Origin of the sequence: Streptomyces sp. NPDC057950 (assembly GCF_042887295.1) — a bacterium.
Classification (GTDB): Bacteria; Actinomycetota; Actinomycetes; order Streptomycetales; family Streptomycetaceae; genus Streptomyces; species Streptomyces kaempferi.
Window position 1 is genome coordinate 141,955 of sequence record NZ_JBHVPP010000012.1, and the last position, 14,463, is coordinate 156,417.

The following is a 14,463-nucleotide window of genomic DNA, read 5'->3' on the forward strand; positions in this document are numbered from 1 at the left end:
CCCATCAGACCCACAGGACCGGCGCCCGCACCGCCGGTCCCGTGAACCCGCACCGCCGGTCGCGGGCACTTCCTTGAGGAGCACGAACCATGGACAGCCACACCATCGCCGTTGTGGGAGGTACCGGACCACAGGGCAAGGGCCTGGCCCTGCACTTCGCCCGCGCCGGCCACAAGGTCGTCGTCGGGTCGCGCTCGGCCGGGCGCGCCGAGGAGGCCGCGGCCGAGATCCGCGCGCGTGTCGGCTCGGCCGTCGACGTGCTCGGCCTCGACAACAAGGGTGCCGTCGAGGCGGCCGACGCGGTCCTGATCGTCGTGCCGTGGGACGGCCACGAGGAACTGGTCGCGGCGCTCGCGCCGGTGCTGGCGGGGAAGCTGGTCATCAGCTGCGTCAACCCGCTCGGCTTCGACAAGCGCGGTGCGTACGGCCTGGACGTCGAGGACGGCAGCGCCGCCGAGCAGACGCAGAGGCTCGTGCCCGACGCGGTGGTCGTCGGCGCCTTCCACCACCTGTCCGCCGTCTCCCTGTGGGAGGCCGAGGGTCCCCTCGGGCACGAGGACGTCCTGGTGGTCGGTGACGACAGGGACGCCAAGGAGAAGGTCGCCGCCCTCGCCGCGACGATCACCGGCCGCCCCGGCATCGACGGCGGGGTCCTGCGGCTTGCCCGTCAGCTGGAGCCGCTCACCGCCGTCCTCATCAACATCAACCGGCGCTACAAGACCCGTTCGGGCGTCTCGGTCTCCGGGATCCCGGCATGATCCTCGAACTGCGCGAGTACACCGCGCTGCCGGACCGGGCCGAGGACCTGCACCGGCGCTTCGCCGACGAGACCCTCGACCTCTTCAGGGAATTCGGTCTCGATCTCAGGGGTTTCTGGCACGTCGTCGACGACCGACGACGGATCTACTACCTGTGTGCGTTCGAGGACGTGAACGCGGCGGCTGAGTTCTGGGATGCCTTCAGGGCGGATCCGCGGTGGGTCGAGCTGAAGGAACGCAGTGAGGCCGACGGCCCGTTGATCGAGGACATCGTGAGCACGTACCTCACCGAACCCGAGTACGTGGCGGCTCATCGCTGATTTTCCGGCGGGGCCGGATGCGGTCGCGCATGCGGCCCCGCCGTGACCGGCCGACGGAGGTTCAAGCCTCGGCCGGGATGGATTCGCAATTCCCTTTTATTCATTGCCGTGGACACTGTTCACCATCGTGAATCGAGAGTCGATGATCAAGGGCATTCAGCTACACGCCTGGGCAGGTGGACCGAGCATGGTCGAGGTCGCCGAGGTCGCCGCTCGGACCTTCGAGACGATCTGGGTCACCGACCAGATGCAGTCGCGAGGAGTGGGCGCCGTCCTGGGGGCGATCGCGGCCAGGACCGGTGCGGGTGTCGGCACGGCGGTGACGTTCCCGTTCGGGCGCAACCCCCTGGAACAGGCTTCCACGATGGCCACGTTGGCCGAGTTCATGCCGGCCGGCCGCCAGGTGAGCATGGGGATCGGCACCGGCGGTGGACTGGTGAGCGCTCTGATGGAGCGGCAGCAGCCCGTCGGCCGCGTCGCCGAACTCATCAGGTTCTGCCGCGCGCTCTGGCGGGGTGAGAGCGTCCGCATGGGCGACTACCCCCTCACCTGCGCGGACCTGGGCCTGCGTGCGGAGGGCCGGGCGTCCCTCGACTGGGTGGACGACCCCGCGGTCCGGGTGATCGTGGCCGGCACGGGTCCCAAGATCCTCGAGATGGCGGGCGAGTTGGCCGACGGTGTGATCTGCGCAAGCAACTTCCCGGCACACAGCCTCGCGGCCTTCCGCAGCGGCCAGTTCGACGCGGTCAGCAACCTCGACCGCCTCGACGCCGGCCGGGAGCGCAGCGACCGCCCGGAGCTGACCCGTATATACGGGGCGAACGTGTCCGTCTCGGCGGACCGCGACCGCGCCAACGCCGCCGCCCGCCGGCAGGCCGCCCTGATCGTCTCCCAGCAGCCGCACGAGAGTCTGCAGCGGGTCGGCTTCGAACAGTCCGACTACGCGGCGACCCGCGAGGCCGTCCACACCGGCCGGGGCATCGCCGCCGCGGCCGAACTCCTGCCCCAGCACGTGGCCGACCAGCTCGTCATCTCGGGAACCCCTGGCGACTGCATCGCGTCGCTCGCCGAACTCCTCGAGTACGCCCGCGGGGCCGGCTTCACCGAGGCATACGTCGGAGCCCCCGTAGGTCCCGACCCGGCGGAAGCCGTGGACCTGCTCACCACCGAAGTCCTCCCGGAGCTCACATGAACGCCGTCACGGACGAGACACCGCTGTGCCTGTCGGAGACCGGGGGCGGCGTCGCGACGGTGACGCTGAACCGCCCCGACGCGCGCAACGCCATGAACATCCCGCTGCTCCAGCAACTGGTCGCGGCGCTCAAGGACGCCCGCGCACAGGGTGTCGGCGTGCTGCTGCTGAAGGCCGAGGGCCCGGCCTTCTGCGCGGGCGCCGACGTGCGGTCGGACGACGGCACCGCGATGGGCCGGCCGGGCCTGCGCCGGCAACTGATCGAGGAGGCGTGCGACCTCGTCGAGGCGTTCCCCGCCTCGGTCGCCGCCGTACAGGGCCCGGCCGTGGGCGGCGGATGGGCCCTGGCCGCCGCCGCCGTGGTCACCCTGGCGGCTCCGGGCGCGACGTTCCGCTTCCCGGAGCTCCGGCTGGGCTTCCTGCCCCCGGACCAGACGGTCCGCCGCCTGCGGGCCGCTGTCGGTCCCGCCACGGCGTTCCGGCTGCTGGTGGCAGATGAACGTTTCACAGGGGACGACCTGGCCCGGCTGGGCCTGGTCGACGTGGTCGGGGCCGCGGACCTCGGCCACCGGGCCCGGCACCTCGCCGAGCAGTTCGCGGCCGCGCCGTCGGATCTTGTCCAGACCCTTCGGACGGCTCTCACCACCTGATTTCCCCGCGGCGACCGCACCGTTCGGACCACCCGATCCACCGGCCGCCCGATCCCCTCCGGAAAGGCGACAACCATGAGTGCGAACCCCTTCATCGAGTCCGAGGACCAGGAGCAGTTGCGGGCCACGGCCCGCGCGGTGATCGCACGGCACGCTCCCCAGCGTGACGTGCGGATCTGGGACGAGGAGGGCTCCTACCCCGAGCACCTCTACCGCGAGATCGCGAAGCTGGGCTGGTACGACATCGTCGCGGACGACGAGCCCCTCGACGGCATGGCCGGCCTGCTGATCGCGCTGTGCGAGGAGGTCGGGCGGGCCAGTTCGGACCTGGTCGCGCTGCTGAACCTGAACATCAGCGGGATCCGCGACCTGATCCGCTGGGGCACCGTCGAACAGCAGGAGAAGTACGCCGAGCCCGTACTGCGCGGCGACGGCCGGTTCTCCATCGCGGTCTCGGAGCCGGACGTCGGCTCGGACGCGGCGAGCGTGGCGACGACCGCGGAACGCGTCGAGGGCGGCTGGCTGCTGAACGGGCAGAAGACGTACTGCGAGGGCGCGGGGATCCCGGGCACGGTGATGGAGCTGTTCGCGAAGACCGGCGACAGCGGCCGCAAGCGGGACGACCTCGCCGTGTTCCTGGTCCCCTCGGACCACCCGGGTGTGGAGATCCGCCGGATGCCGGCCCTGGGCCGCAACATCAGCGGGATCTACGAGGTGTTCCTCCACGACGTCCTGGTCCCCGACGAGGCCCTGCTGGGCGAGCCGGGCCAGGGCTGGCAGATCCTCAAGGAGCGGCTGGTCCTGGAGCGGATCATGATCAGCTCGGGGTTCCTGGGCAGTGTCGGACAGGTCCTGGACATGACGGTCGAGTACGCCAACGAGCGCGAGCAGTTCGGGAAGACGATCTCCTCGTACCAGGGTGTGACGCTGCCGCTCGCGGAGATGTTCGTCCGCAAGGACGCGGCGCGCTGCGCGGTGCAGCGGTCGGCGGCGTTCTTCGACGCGGGTCTGCCGTGCGAGACGGAGAGCACGATGGCGAAGTTCCTGTGCGGCCAGATATACGCCGAGGCATCGGCACTGGCGGTCCAGCTGCAGGGCGCGTACGGCTATGTCCGCGACCACACCCTGCCGATGCACCACTCGGACGGAATCATCGCGCGGGTCGTGGCCGGCCCGCCGTCGGTGCAGCTGAACTTCATCGCGCGGTCCATGGGCCTGCGCGGCAACTGACCATGCCTGAGCGTCCATGTGAGGAGACCGCGGTGACTTCCGCACCCGTACGCCGTGCACTGGCCAGGGCCAGGGCGGGCAAGAACATCGACCGCCGGGAGGCGGCGGCCCTGCTCGGGGCGCGCGGCGACGACCTGGCCTCGCTGTGCGAGGTCGCCGGGGCCGTGCGCTCCGCGGGTCTCCTCGACGCGGGGCGGCCCGGCATCGTCACCTACAGCAAGAAGGTGTTCGTACCGCTCACCCGGCTGTGCCGGGACCGGTGCCACTACTGCACCTTCGCGACCACTCCGGGCCGGGTCGAGGAGGCCTACCTCACGCCCGGGCAGGTCCTGGACATCGCCCGCGAGGGTGCCCGACTGGGCTGCAAGGAGGCCCTGTTCACGCTCGGGGACCGGCCGGAGGACCGCTGGAAGGCCGCCCGGGAGTGGCTGGACGCGCACGGCTACGAGGACACCCTCGCGTACGTGCGGGCGATGGCGATCCTGGTGCTGGAGGAGACCGGCCTGATCCCGCACCTGAACCCCGGGGTGATGAGCTGGACGGAACTGCAGCGGCTGAAGCCCGTCGCGGGGTCGATGGGCCTGATGCTGGAGTCGACGGCACGGTCGCTGTGGTCGGAGCCGGGGGGCTGCCACTACGGGTCCCCGGACAAGGACCCCGCGGTGCGGCTGCGGACCATCGAGGACGCCTCCCGCAGCAGCATCCCCTTCACGACGGGGATCCTGATCGGTATCGGTGAGGGCGCCGAGGACCGGGTCGAGTCGATCCTGGAGATCCGCCGCATCGCCCGGCAGTACGGGGCGGTCCAGGAAGTGATCGTGCAGAACTTCCGGGCCAAGCCGGACACGGCGATGAAGTCGGTGCCGGACGCGGACCTGGAGGAGTACCTCGCGGCGATCGCGGTCGCGAGGATCCTGCTGGGGCCGAAGATGCGGATCCAGGCCCCGCCGAACCTGTCCGACCCGAACGAGCTGCGGCTCCTGCTCGCGGCCGGCGTCGACGACTGGGGCGGCGTGTCGCCCCTGACACCCGACCACGTCAACCCCGAACGGCCCTGGCCGCAGCTGGAGCGCCTCGCGGAACTGACCGCCGGGGCCGGATTCGAACTGCGCGAACGCCTCGCCGCCCAGCCGGAGTACATCCGCGCGGGCAGCCCGTGGGCGGACGCCCGCGTCCAGCCGCACCTGCGGGCACTCGCCGACCCGGACACCGGCCTCGCCGCCGACGTGCTGCCGGTGGGCAGGCCGTGGCAGGAAGCCGCCGCGGCCGTCTCGTCCGGGCGTACCGACCTGCACACCGCGATCGACCGGGAGGGCCGCCTCACCACCGCGCGCGGTGACTTCGACAACGCGTTCGGCGACTGGCAGGTCCTGGCCGACCAGGTCCACAACCTCCCCACCGGAGCCGGTGCGGGTGCGCCGGAGCGCCTCGACAGCGACGTCGCCGACGCCCTGCGCGCGGCCGAGCGGGACCCGGCGGGCCTCACGGACGGACAGGCGTTGGCGCTGGCCTACGCGGACGGTCCCGGGCTCGACGCGATGTGCCGGCTCGCGGACCAGGTCCGCCGGTCCGCGGTCGGGGACACCGTCACCTACGTGGTGAACCGGAACGTCAACTTCAGCAACGTCTGCTACGTCGGCTGCCGGTTCTGCGCGTTCGCGCAGCGGGAGACCGACGCGGACGCCTACCGTCTGTCGCTGGGCGAGGTCGGCGACCGCGTCGAACAGGCCTGGGCCGTGGGCGCGACCGAGGTGTGCATGCAGGGCGGCATCGACCCCGCCCTGCCCAGCAGCGTCCACCACGACCTCGCCCGCGCCGTCAAGGAACGCTGCCCCGACATGCACCTGCACGCGTTCTCCCCGATGGAGATCATCAGCGGCGCGTCCCGGATGGGGATCTCCGTCTCCGAGTGGCTGGCCGGCGCGCGCGAGGCGGGGCTGGACTCCGTCCCGGGCACCGCGGCGGAGATCCTCGACGACGAGATCCGCTGGATCCTGACCAAGGGCAAGCTCCCCGCGGCGGAGTGGATCCGGGTGGTGAAGACCGCGCACGGACTGGGGATCCCCACGACCGCGACCATGATGTACGGACACGTCGACGAGCCCCGGCACTGGGTCGGGCACCTGAGGACCCTGGTCGACATCCAGCGGGAGACGGGCGGGTTCACCGAGTTCGTACCGCTGCCGTTCGTGCACCACTCCTCCCCGATCTACCTCGCCGGGATCGCCCGGCCGGGCCCCACCCACCGGGACAACCGGGCAGTCCACGCCCTCGCGCGCCTGCTGATGCACGGGTACATCGACAACATCGAGTGCTCGTGGGTCAAGCTGTCGCCCGACCAGTGCGAACAGATGCTGCGCGGGGGCGCCAACGACCTGGGCGGGACGCTGATGGAGGAGACCATCAGCCGGATGGCGGGCTCGACGAACGGGTCGATGAAGACCATCGCGGACATCGAGGCCCTCGCCGCGGCGGCCGGCCGCCCGGCCCGGCAGCGCTCGACGACCTACGGCCAGGTCAGCGCGGAACGCGCCGAAGCGGCCCGCAGGTTCGACAAGGAGGTACACCGGGTCGTGCCGCTGAGTGTCGGATTCGTACGATGACCACCGGCCGGCCCGGCCGCGCGGACGGGGGCGCGCACGGCCGGGCCCACCACCCCGCCGACAGGGGCGGACACCGCGACAACCGTGCGCGCCGTGAGGTGCGTTGGGCCGTTGTCGTCCCGCAGAAGGACCTCCGCCTGGCGAAGAGCCGCCTCGCACTCGACTCGCGTGACCGGCAGCGGGTCGCGAGCGCCCTGTTCCGCGACACCGTGGCCGCCGCGCAGCACACGCCAGGCGTGGCCACGGTGATCGTCGTCGTCGACCGGATCCAGGACCTCGAACCCGTCGCCGGTCTCGGTGTCGGACATGTCCTCGGGACCGGCCCGGGTCTCAACGAGGCCCTGCGCCAGGGCGAACTGGCCGCCCGTGCCGGCCACCCCGGGTGCGGTGTCGCCGCGCTCCCCGCCGACCTGCCGCTGATCGAACCCGCGCTCCTCGGCCGGGCCCTGGCCGAGGCCGGGGCCCACGACCGGGCGTTCCTCCCCGACGCGGACGACGAGGGCACCACGCTCCTCACCGCGCGCCCCGGACACGCGCTCGGTCCCGTCTACGGAATCGGCTCCCGCGAGGCCCACCGCCGTTCCGGCGCCGTCGAACTGACCGGACCCGGCCTCGCCGCACTGCGTTACGACCTCGACTGCCTCGCCCACCTCGCCCTCGTGCCACCCCCGGCACGACACACCCACCTCTCCGACGTCCTCGCCCGTCTGCGGCCCGTACCGTCCCTCGTGGACGCTTCGTACCTCCCCGGCGCCCCCGGCCTCTCGGGCCGTGCCGCGCCGTCCGGCGTCGGACGTCACCCACCGCAGGCATGAGAACGACCTTGGCGGCCGGAGAGATCGAGGGTGCCCGGCCGCCAAGGCCGTTGTTCTTCGGGGATGGCTTTCTTTACGGGTAGTAGTGCGTGAGGGACTCCGCGACGCAGGCGGGCTTGTCGGATCCTTCGAGTTCGAAGGTGAAGGCGCGGTGCACCTGGATGCCGCCCCGGCTCACCTCGCGCACCTCGGTGATCTCGGCGTGCAGGCGGATCTTGCTGCCGACCGGCACGGGCGCGGGGAAACGCACCTTGTTCACACCGTAGTTGAGGGCCATGCCCACGCCGGTGACCTGGAGGAGTTCCGCCACCATGGGGATGCCCCAGCTGAGCACCATGTAGCCGTGCGCGATGGTGCGCCCGAACGGGCCCGCGGCCGCGCGCTCGACGTCGGTGTGGATCCACTGGCCGTCGCCTGAGACCGCCGCGAAGGCGTCGATGAGCTCCTGAGTGACTTCCCTCCACTCGGAGTGTCCGAGATCGCGGCCGGCCAGCTTCGCGATCTCCGGTATGCCGTTGGCGGTCAGTGTCACGATGGACTCCGATTTCCTTGGTTCAGTTCCTGGTCGGATGACGGCCGGCCATCGGCCGATCGGTGCCCGCGGTCCGGCGGGACGTCAGTCGGTGATGCGTTCGAACACCGCGGCCAGGCCCTGGCCTCCACCGATGCACATCGTCTCCAGGCCGTAGCGGGTCCCCCTGCGGTGCATCTCGCGCACCAGGGTGGCCAGGATCCGGGCGCCGGTCGCCCCGACGGGGTGGCCGAGGGAGATGCCGGAGCCGTTGACGTTGATCCGCTCGTGGTCGGCGTCGGTCAGACCCAGCACCCGTGTGCAGGCCAGTACCTGGGCGGCGAAGGCCTCGTTGAGCTCGATCAGGCCCATGTCGGTGAGTGTGAGCCCGGCCCTGTCCAGGGCCTTCCGGGTGGCCGGTACCGGGCCGATCCCCATGGTCTCGGCGGGCACCCCGGCGCGGGCGAAGGACACCAGTCGCACCAGCGGGGTCAGGCCCAGGCGCTCGGCCGTGGCACGGGTGGTCACCAGGCAGGCGGCCGCCGCGTCGTTCTGACCGCTGGCGTTGCCCGCGGTGACGGTCGCCTCCGGGTCGGACCTGCCCATGATCGGCCGGAGTGCGGCCAGTTGCTCCGCCGTCGTGCCGGGGCGGGGGTGTTCGTCCTCCGCCACGGTGACCTCGCCCTTGCGGGTGCGCACCGTGACGGGGACGATCTCGTCCTTGAACAGCCCGGCCGCCATGGCCGCAGCGGTGCGCTGCTGGGAGCGCACGGCGAGGGTGTCCTGGTCCTCGCGGGAGATGGAGTAGGTGCGGCGGAGGTTCTCCGCGGTCTCGATCATGCCCCCGGGAACGGGGTGGTTGACGCCGCCGGCGGTGGCCCGGCCACGCGCCAGGGAGTCGTGGAGTTCGAGACTCGGCGTCCTGATGCCCCACCTGACGTCGTGGGTGTAGAAGGGGGCCGCGCTCATGACGTCCACCCCGCCCGCGACGACGACATCGCTGAAGCCGCTGCGGATCTGCATGGCGGCGTCGAGGACGGCCTGGAGGCCCGATCCGCAACGGCGGTCGACCTGGACGCCGGTGACCGAGTCGGGCAGCCCCGCGTCGAGGGCGGCGACCCGCCCGATCGCGGGGGCGTCGGAGGTCGGGTAGGCGTGACCGAGGATCACCTCGTCGATCCGCTCGGGATCGATCCCGGTGCGGCCGACGATCTCGGCGATGACGAGCGCCGCGAGACCGGCCGGACGCTGGTCCGCGAGCGCGCCGCCGAAGCGGCCGATCGGCGTGCGCAGCGGCTCGCAGATGACGACATCGGCTTGTTCGGACATGCGACTGCCTTTCCCTGGTGGGGGAAGTTCTACGGCGGAACCGTTCCCACCGAGCCTCGCACTCCGACACCAAGAAGATCCAATATCTAATTCACGCCGAATTCAGACGGAAATCGTCTAGGTGATCAGGGTGGGGGTCGGCAGCGCCTCCTCGGCCACGGCGAGGACCGAGTGCAGCGCGGCCGAGGGATTGTCCGTACGCCAGGCCAGCGCCGCCTGGAGCCGGATGGGCGGCCCGGCCAGCGGGCGGTACACCAGGCCGGTCTGCTGGACGTGCAGGCAGGACGTCAGGGTCAGCGTCACCCCGACTCCGGCGGCCACCAGCGCCAGGATGGTGTGGGAGTCCGGAGCCTCCTGGACCACCCGCGGCGTGAACCCGGCCGTGCCGCAGACCTGGAACGTGACGTCGCGCAGGCTGGACCCGGCGTTGGCGGGGAAACTCACGAAGGGCTCCTCGCCCAGGGCGGCGATCGGGATGCGATCGCGCTGGGCCAGGGGGTGGTAGGAGGGCAGCGCGCAGATCATCTCCTCCTCCCCGATGACCCGCAGTGTCACACCAGGCGGAGTGGCCGAGAGCCGGACGAAACCGAGGTCCAGCGAGCCCTCCGCGACGCCCGCCAGGGCCGCGTTGGCGTAGGTCTGGCCCTTCAGGACCAGCTCGATGCCGGGATGGACGGCCCTGACGGCCCGGGTCAGCCGGGGCAGGCTCTCATGGCTGGAAGCGCCGGCGAAGCCCACGGTCACGCGCCCGTACTGGCCCAGCCCGGCGGCTCTGGCGGCCCGGGTGGCCAGGTCGAGGTCCTTGAGCACGGTACGCACCGGCTCCAGGTAGGACTGGCCGGCGCTGGTGAGCCTGACCGAGCGGGTGTTGCGCTCGAAGAGCTGGACCCCCAGCTCCTTCTCCAACTGCCGGATCTGCTGGCTCAGCGGTGGCTGGGCCATCTGGAGCCGCTTGGCGGCACGGCCGAAGTGCAGTTCTTCGGCGACGGCTACGAAGGCGACCAGGCGGCGCAGTTCCATGGTGGTTCCCACTGTTCCGACTCCGGGAGGAATCCCGGTCATTCATCGAATGAACGTCTTAAAGCGTGTGCCATTTAGTATTGGACATTAATGGATTACGGCTGGCAGCGTAAGACCGTCCGCCGAACCGATCCGCGCGGCTCCCGCCTCGCGTCAGGGGACGGGCGTTCCGGCGTGGCACACCGGCGGACCCGTCCGTCCGCCTCGGACGGCGGCCGTTCGCGCGGACTTCGGTCTCCCCGGAGTGGGGAGGTCAGGCCGACAGGGCCCCGCGGGGTGCGTCGGCGGTGGGTGGTCACCGCGCTCGGGCCGGGATGCGCCGGGTGTCAACGGGTCCCGGGCGCGGGAGGCAGGGTGCCGGTGTTCCACCGGCGGCGGCGGACCGGAGCGGCCGGGTCAGCACAAGGGAGCCGGCTCCCGCGCCACCGGAGCGGGAGCGGAAATCCGAGAACCGAGAGGGAGGCGAGATCCACATGCGCATCAGGATTGTCGGCGCCGGAGCCATGGGCCGCGGCATCGCCCAGTGGGCGGCGGTCGCCGGCCACACCGTCGAACTCGCCGATGTACGGCAGGAGGCCGTCGGCGAGGCCGTCACCTTCGTCCAGCGCATGCTCGAACGCGCCGCCCAGAAGCAGCGGATGACCGACGAGGCCGCCGGAGCCGCTTCGGCACGGCTGCTGCCGGTGGACTCGCCGGCCGCGCCGGGCGACGACGTGGGGCTGGTCATCGAAGCGGTCCGCGAGGACCTGGCCACCAAGACGGAACTGTTCCGGCAGCTGGAGGACATCCTGCCCGCGGGCACGGTCTTCGCGACCAACACGTCCTCGCTGCCCGTGACACAGATCGCGTCGGGACTCCTTGATCCGTCCCGCCTCTGCGGCCTGCACTTCTTCAATCCCGTACCGCTGATGAAGATCGTCGAGGTCATTCCGGGCGCGCTGACCCGCCCCGAGATCCCCCGGACCCTCGTCGAACTGGTCCGGGCCACCGGACACGCCGCGGTGGTCGCCTCGGACACCCCCGGCTTCCTAATCAACCACGTCGGCCGCGGCCTGATCACCGAGGCGTTCGCCCTGCTGGAGGAGTCCGTCAGCGACACGACGGGCATCGACCGCATCGCCCGCGACGTACTCGGACTGCGCATGGGCCCCTTCGAGCTGATGGACCTCACCGGCCTGGACGTGACCGCCGCGGTGACCGACTCCATCTGGCAGGGCTTCCGGCACTCCGACCGGCTCCGCCCCTCCTACCTCGCTCCCAACCGGGTGGCGGCGGGCCTGCACGGCCGCAAGACCGGGCGCGGCTTCTACGCGTACGGCCCCGGCATCCCGGCCCCCGCCGACCTGCCGGAACAACCCGTCACCGGCGATCCGGGCCGGCCGGTGTGGGTCGCCGGCGAAAACCGGGACGGCGACACACTGCGCACGGTGCTCAGCGACTCGGGGGCGGCCCTCGAAAGGGCGTCCGCGCCCTCGGAGCAGGCTCTCGTGCTGTGCCCGGTCTGGGGAACGACCGTCGCCTCCGCGATCGCCGAGGGCGGCCTGCCGGCCGAGCGCACCCTGGGCGTCGACCCCCTGTCCCTCACCGTCCGTCGCCGGGTGCTGGCCATGACCCCGGCGTCCGACGGGACCGCGGTGCGCGACGCGCGCGCGGTGCTCGCACGGGCGGCCGGCGGTGCGGAGGCCGTCCCGGTGTCCGTCGTGCGCGACACGGCGGGGTCGGTCGCCCAGCGGGTGCTGGCGTCGATCATCTCGGTGGCGGCCTCCGTCGCGGAGCGTTCCCTCGCGGCCCCCGGCGACATCGACCTCGCCGTCACGGCGGGACTCGGCTACCCGGTCGGCCCGTTGGCCTGGGGCGACCGGATCGGGGCCCGGCGCCTGCTCGCCCTCCAGGAAGGGCTCCACCGCAGCACCGGTGACCCCCGTTACCGGCCGACCCGCTGGGTCACCGAGCGCGCGCATCTCGGCCTGCCGCTCACCGAACCGGGCGCCGTCCCGCCGGGCGCCGATGCCTGAGGCTCGCGCCCCCTCCCGCTTCCGGGAACGGATCGCCGGAGCGCGCCCCGGCACGACGAACGAATCGCACGACAACGCACGAGCAGAAGGAAGAACAGTCATGACCCTGAGGATCACCGTCTGCGTGAAATACGTGCCCGACGCGACAGGCGACCGGCACTTCGCCGACGACTCGACGGTCGCCCGCGAAGACGTCGACGGACTTCTCTCGGAACTCGACGAGTACGCGGTCGAGCAGGCCCTCCGGATCGCCGACGAGTCGGACGACGCGGAGATCACCGTACTGACGGTGGGTCCCGAGGACTCCAGGGAGGCGCTGCGCAAGGCACTGTCCATGGGCGCCGACCGCGCCGTCCACGTGGAGGACGACGACCTGCACGGCACGGACGCGCTGGGCACCTCGCTCGTGCTCGCCAAGGCCATCGAGCACATCGGCTACGACCTCGTCGTCTGCGGCATGGCCTCCACGGACGGCGCCATGGGGGTCCTGCCCGCGCTGCTGGCGGAGCGCCTGGCCGTCCCGCAGGCCACCCTGCTGTCCGAGGTCTCGGTGGCCGGCGGTCAGGTCACGGGCCGCCGGGACAGCGACGCGGCGTCCGAGCGGCTCCAGGCGTCCCTGCCGGCGGTCGTGTCGGTGACCGACCAGTCCGGTGAGGCCCGTTACCCGTCGTTCAAGGGCATCATGGCGGCCAAGAAGAAGCCGGTGGACTCCCTGGACCTGTCGGACCTCGGCATCGACCCCGACGCGGTGGGCCTCAAGGGCGCCTGGACCGCGGTGGAGGCGGTGGCCGAGCGCCCGGCCCGGACCTCGGGCACGATCGTCCAGGACGAGGGCGAGGGCGGCAAGCAGCTCGCGGAGTTCCTGGCGGCCCAGAAGTACATCTGAGCCCGGCCGACGCCCACCCGTCCACGTCCTTCTTCTTCATCCGCAGGAGACACGTCCATGACCCACATCCTCGTCTACGTCGACCACGTCGACGGAGCAGTGCGCAAACCCACCCTCGAACTGCTCACACTCGCCCGCCGCCTGGGCGAGCCGGTCGCCGTGCACCTCGGCGCCGGCGCGCAGGCCGCCGCCGAGATCCTGGGCGACCACGGCGCGGTCAGGATCCTCGCGCACGACGCCCCCGAGTACTCCGACTACCTGGTGGCCCCCAAGGTCGACGCGTTGCAGGCCGCCTGCGCCGCCCTCTCCCCGGCCGTGGTCCTCCTGCCGTCCTCGGCCGAGTCCAAGGAGATCGCCGCCCGCCTGGCGCTGCGCGTCGGCGCCGGCCTGGTCACCGACGCCGTCGACGTCGAGGCGGGCCCCGACGGCCCGGTCACCACGCAGTCGGCGTTCGCCGCGGCCTTCACCACCCGCTCGCGCGTGACCCGGGACGTCGCGGTCATCACCGTCAAGCCCAACTCGGCCCCGGTGGAGGCATCCCCGGCCGCCGGCACGGTCGAGGAGCTGGCGGTGGCCTTCGCGGACCGGGCGACGGGCACCAGGATCACCTCGCGCACCCGGCGCGAGTCGACGGGACGCCCGGAGCTGACGGAGGCGGAGACCGTCGTCGCCGGCGGCCGCGGTGTCAACGGCGCGGAGAACTTCCCGATCATCGAAGCCCTGGCCGATTCGCTCGGCGCCGCGGTGGGCGCGTCCCGCGCGGCCGTCGACTCCGGCTGGTATCCGCACGCGCACCAGATCGGCCAGACGGGCAAGAGCGTGTCGCCGCAGCTGTACGTCGCGGCGGGCATCTCGGGCGCGATCCAGCACCGGGCCGGCATGCAGACCTCGAAGACGATCGTGGCGATCAACAAGGACGCCGAGGCTCCGATCTTCGACCTGGCCGACTACGGCGTGGTCGGCGACCTGTTCGAGGTCGTACCCCGTCTCACGGAGGAGATCCGGGCCCGCAAGGCCTGATCGCGTCGAGACCCGCGCACCGCGCGCGGGCGTACGACACCAAGGGGAGCCCCTCCCGTTCGCCCCAGCCCCCTGAACCCCCGAAGGCACTGACAGCGACACCGCACATCGATG

13 protein-coding genes are annotated in these 14,463 nt (G+C 71.9%); 10 read left to right on the forward strand and 3 right to left on the reverse strand.

Features of this window, described 5'->3' with window-relative positions; translation table 11 throughout:
• Positions 1 to 89 precede the first annotated feature (89 nt).
• The 7 genes from npdG to cofC all read left to right on the forward strand — a co-directional run bounded on the left by npdG (position 90) and on the right by cofC (position 7,568).
• Positions 90 to 758, forward strand: a complete 669-nt coding sequence (npdG, locus tag ACFVTC_RS21120) for an NADPH-dependent F420 reductase (RefSeq protein WP_390129115.1) — start codon at positions 90 to 92, stop codon at positions 756 to 758.
• The gene (locus ACFVTC_RS21125) at positions 755 to 1,078 is read left to right on the forward strand and encodes an NIPSNAP family protein (protein WP_390129117.1); all 324 of its coding nucleotides are present in this window, start codon (positions 755 to 757) and stop codon (positions 1,076 to 1,078) included. Before npdG ends, ACFVTC_RS21125 begins: the two co-directional genes overlap by 4 nt.
• Before the next feature lie 187 nt (positions 1,079 to 1,265).
• Positions 1,266 to 2,270 (forward strand): LLM class flavin-dependent oxidoreductase, encoded by a 1,005-nt coding sequence (locus ACFVTC_RS21130; protein ID WP_390129119.1) that lies wholly within the window; start codon positions 1,266 to 1,268, stop codon positions 2,268 to 2,270.
• Complete coding sequence (locus ACFVTC_RS21135) at positions 2,267 to 2,920, forward strand: enoyl-CoA hydratase/isomerase family protein (RefSeq protein ID WP_390129121.1); 654 nt, start codon at positions 2,267 to 2,269, stop codon at positions 2,918 to 2,920. The genes ACFVTC_RS21130 and ACFVTC_RS21135 overlap by 4 nt, the downstream gene beginning before the upstream one ends.
• Before the next feature lie 75 nt (positions 2,921 to 2,995).
• A complete protein-coding gene (locus ACFVTC_RS21140; protein ID WP_153287024.1) occupies positions 2,996 to 4,150 on the forward strand; it encodes an acyl-CoA dehydrogenase family protein in 1,155 nt (384 codons plus the stop codon).
• A gap of 2 nt (positions 4,151 to 4,152) precedes the next feature.
• Positions 4,153 to 6,753, forward strand: coding sequence for a bifunctional FO biosynthesis protein CofGH (locus ACFVTC_RS21145; protein ID WP_390129124.1), 2,601 nt, complete (start codon positions 4,153 to 4,155; stop codon positions 6,751 to 6,753).
• On the forward strand, positions 6,750 to 7,568 hold the full coding sequence (gene cofC / locus ACFVTC_RS21150; protein WP_390129127.1) for a 2-phospho-L-lactate guanylyltransferase: 819 nt from the start codon (positions 6,750 to 6,752) through the stop codon (positions 7,566 to 7,568). The genes ACFVTC_RS21145 and cofC overlap by 4 nt, the downstream gene beginning before the upstream one ends.
• A 73-nt stretch (positions 7,569 to 7,641) precedes the next feature.
• On the opposite strand, the gene ACFVTC_RS21155 is transcribed toward cofC, so the two are convergent.
• The 3 genes from ACFVTC_RS21155 to ACFVTC_RS21165 form a co-directional block, all read right to left on the reverse strand.
• Positions 7,642 to 8,100 (reverse strand): MaoC family dehydratase, encoded by a 459-nt coding sequence (locus ACFVTC_RS21155; protein WP_356011071.1) that lies wholly within the window; start codon positions 8,098 to 8,100, stop codon positions 7,642 to 7,644.
• 84 nt (positions 8,101 to 8,184) lie between these two features.
• The gene (locus tag ACFVTC_RS21160) at positions 8,185 to 9,408 is read right to left on the reverse strand and encodes an acetyl-CoA C-acetyltransferase (RefSeq protein WP_390129129.1); all 1,224 of its coding nucleotides are present in this window, start codon (positions 9,406 to 9,408) and stop codon (positions 8,185 to 8,187) included.
• A 117-nt stretch (positions 9,409 to 9,525) separates the two neighbouring features.
• Positions 9,526 to 10,428: a LysR family transcriptional regulator gene (locus ACFVTC_RS21165; protein ID WP_390129130.1), complete on the reverse strand. Its 903-nt coding sequence runs from the start codon at positions 10,426 to 10,428 to the stop codon at positions 9,526 to 9,528.
• Between the two features lie 473 nt (positions 10,429 to 10,901).
• On the opposite strand from ACFVTC_RS21165, the gene ACFVTC_RS21170 reads away from it, so the two are divergent.
• The 3 genes from ACFVTC_RS21170 (at position 10,902) to ACFVTC_RS21180 (ending at position 14,349) form a co-directional block, all read left to right on the forward strand.
• Positions 10,902 to 12,443 carry a 3-hydroxyacyl-CoA dehydrogenase gene (locus ACFVTC_RS21170; protein ID WP_390129132.1) on the forward strand — a complete coding sequence of 514 codons (1,542 nt, stop codon included), beginning with the start codon at positions 10,902 to 10,904 and terminating at the stop codon, positions 12,441 to 12,443.
• Positions 12,444 to 12,543: 100 nt separating this feature from the next.
• Entirely contained in the window at positions 12,544 to 13,329 is a 786-nt protein-coding gene (locus ACFVTC_RS21175; protein WP_390129134.1) for an electron transfer flavoprotein subunit beta/FixA family protein, read from the forward strand.
• A gap of 57 nt (positions 13,330 to 13,386) precedes the next feature.
• Complete coding sequence (locus ACFVTC_RS21180; protein WP_390129137.1) at positions 13,387 to 14,349, forward strand: electron transfer flavoprotein subunit alpha/FixB family protein; 963 nt, start codon at positions 13,387 to 13,389, stop codon at positions 14,347 to 14,349.
• The last annotated feature ends 114 nt before the right edge of the window (positions 14,350 to 14,463 follow it).

Bases quoted from the DNA above. Each gene is read 5' to 3' on its own strand.
- ACFVTC_RS21145 (WP_390129124.1), top strand. From the start codon at position 4,153: ATGCCTGAGCGTCCATGTGAGGAGACCGCGGTGACTTCCGCACCCGTA.
- ACFVTC_RS21135 (WP_390129121.1), top strand. From the start codon at position 2,267: ATGAACGCCGTCACGGACGAGACACCGCTGTGCCTGTCGGAGACCGGG.
- ACFVTC_RS21175 (WP_390129134.1), top strand. From the start codon at position 12,544: ATGACCCTGAGGATCACCGTCTGCGTGAAATACGTGCCCGACGCGACA.
- ACFVTC_RS21165 (WP_390129130.1), bottom strand. From the start codon at position 10,428: ATGGAACTGCGCCGCCTGGTCGCCTTCGTAGCCGTCGCCGAAGAACTG.
- npdG (WP_390129115.1), top strand. From the start codon at position 90: ATGGACAGCCACACCATCGCCGTTGTGGGAGGTACCGGACCACAGGGC.
- ACFVTC_RS21125 (WP_390129117.1), top strand. From the start codon at position 755: ATGATCCTCGAACTGCGCGAGTACACCGCGCTGCCGGACCGGGCCGAG.
- ACFVTC_RS21140 (WP_153287024.1), top strand. From the start codon at position 2,996: ATGAGTGCGAACCCCTTCATCGAGTCCGAGGACCAGGAGCAGTTGCGG.
- cofC (WP_390129127.1), top strand. From the start codon at position 6,750: ATGACCACCGGCCGGCCCGGCCGCGCGGACGGGGGCGCGCACGGCCGG.
- ACFVTC_RS21180 (WP_390129137.1), top strand. From the start codon at position 13,387: ATGACCCACATCCTCGTCTACGTCGACCACGTCGACGGAGCAGTGCGC.
- ACFVTC_RS21170 (WP_390129132.1), top strand. From the start codon at position 10,902: ATGCGCATCAGGATTGTCGGCGCCGGAGCCATGGGCCGCGGCATCGCC.
- ACFVTC_RS21130 (WP_390129119.1), top strand. From the start codon at position 1,266: ATGGTCGAGGTCGCCGAGGTCGCCGCTCGGACCTTCGAGACGATCTGG.
- ACFVTC_RS21160 (WP_390129129.1), bottom strand. From the start codon at position 9,408: ATGTCCGAACAAGCCGATGTCGTCATCTGCGAGCCGCTGCGCACGCCG.